The sequence below is a fragment of the Streptomyces anandii JCM 4720 genome, from assembly GCF_014650655.1.
Taxonomy (GTDB): Bacteria; Actinomycetota; Actinomycetes; order Streptomycetales; family Streptomycetaceae; genus Streptomyces; species Streptomyces anandii.
The window spans coordinates 103,747-104,975 of the sequence record NZ_BMVJ01000018.1; the positions used below are offsets into that span (position 1 = coordinate 103,747).

Consider the following 1,229-nt stretch of genomic DNA (forward strand, 5'->3'; position numbering starts at 1 on the left):
CCGGTGTGGCGCAACGAGCAGATCTACCGGCAGATAGGCGTAGTCCCCGAGCGGGAGGCGATGTACGACTTCCTGACCGGCCGCGAGTTCGTCGTCGCCAACGCCGAACTGCACGGCCTGGGCGCCAAGGCGGCGCAGAAGGCGCTGGCCACGGTCGAGATGGAGTACGCCCAGGACCGGAAGATCTCCACCTACTCCAAGGGCATGCGGCAGCGCGTGAAGATGGCCTCCGCGCTCGTCCACGACCCCTCGCTGCTCCTGCTCGACGAGCCGTTCAACGGCATGGACCCGCGCCAGCGCATGCAGCTGATGGAGCTGCTGCGGCGCATGGGCGACGAGGGCCGCACCGTGCTGTTCTCCTCCCACATCCTGGAGGAGGTCGAGCAGCTCGCCTGGCACATCGAGGTCGTCGTCGCCGGACGGCACGCGGCCAGCGGCGACTTCCGCAAGATCCGCCGTCTGATGACCGACCGGCCGCACCGCTACCTGGTCCGCTCCAGCGACGACCGGGCGCTGGCCGCCGCGCTGATCGCCGACCCCTCGACCTCCGGGATCGAGGTCGACCTCGCCGAGGGCGCGCTGCGCGTCCAGGCCGTCGACTTCGGCCGGTTCACGGTCCTGCTGCCCAGGGTGGCGCGGGACCACGGCATCCGGCTGCACACGGTCTCGCCGTCCGACGAGTCTCTTGAGTCCGTCTTCTCGTACCTGGTCGCGGCGTAGGAGGCCGAAGATGTATGACCCCACAGTCGCCCGGCTCACCTACCGGGCCCTGCTCGGCAGGCGCCGGGCCCTCATCCTCGGCGCGCTGCCGCTGCTGCTGATCGTGATCGCCGTGGTGGTCCGCGGCCTCACCGGCGCGGACGACCAGACCGCGGTGAACGTCCTGGGCGGATTCGCCCTCGCCACCATGGTGCCGATCATCGGCGTCATCGCCGGCACCGGCGCCATCGGGCCGGAGATCGACGACGGCTCGGTGGTCTACCTGCTGTCCAAGCCGCTCAAGCGGCCGACGATCATCTTCACCAAGCTGATCGTGGCGATCGCGGTGACCATGGTGTTCTCGGCGGTGCCCACGATGATCGCCGGACTGATCCTCAACGGCAACGGGCAGCAGATAGCGGTGGCCTACACGGTGGCCGCGCTGGTCGCCTCCATCGCCTACGCCGCGCTCTTCCTCCTGCTGGGCACGGTGTCCCGGCACGCGGTGGTCCTCGGCCTCGTCTACGCGC

2 protein-coding genes are annotated in these 1,229 nt (G+C 69.8%); both read left to right on the forward strand.

All coding sequences use genetic code 11. From position 1 onward, the window contains the following. Nucleotides 1-720: ATP-binding cassette domain-containing protein (locus IE249_RS27205; protein ID WP_229859362.1), on the forward strand; the 720-nt coding region annotated here is incomplete at its 5' end. 10 nt (nt 721-730) lie between these two features. Continuing rightward, a partial coding sequence (locus IE249_RS27210; RefSeq protein WP_229859363.1) for an ABC transporter permease subunit occupies nt 731-1,229 on the forward strand: 499 nt, incomplete at its 3' end.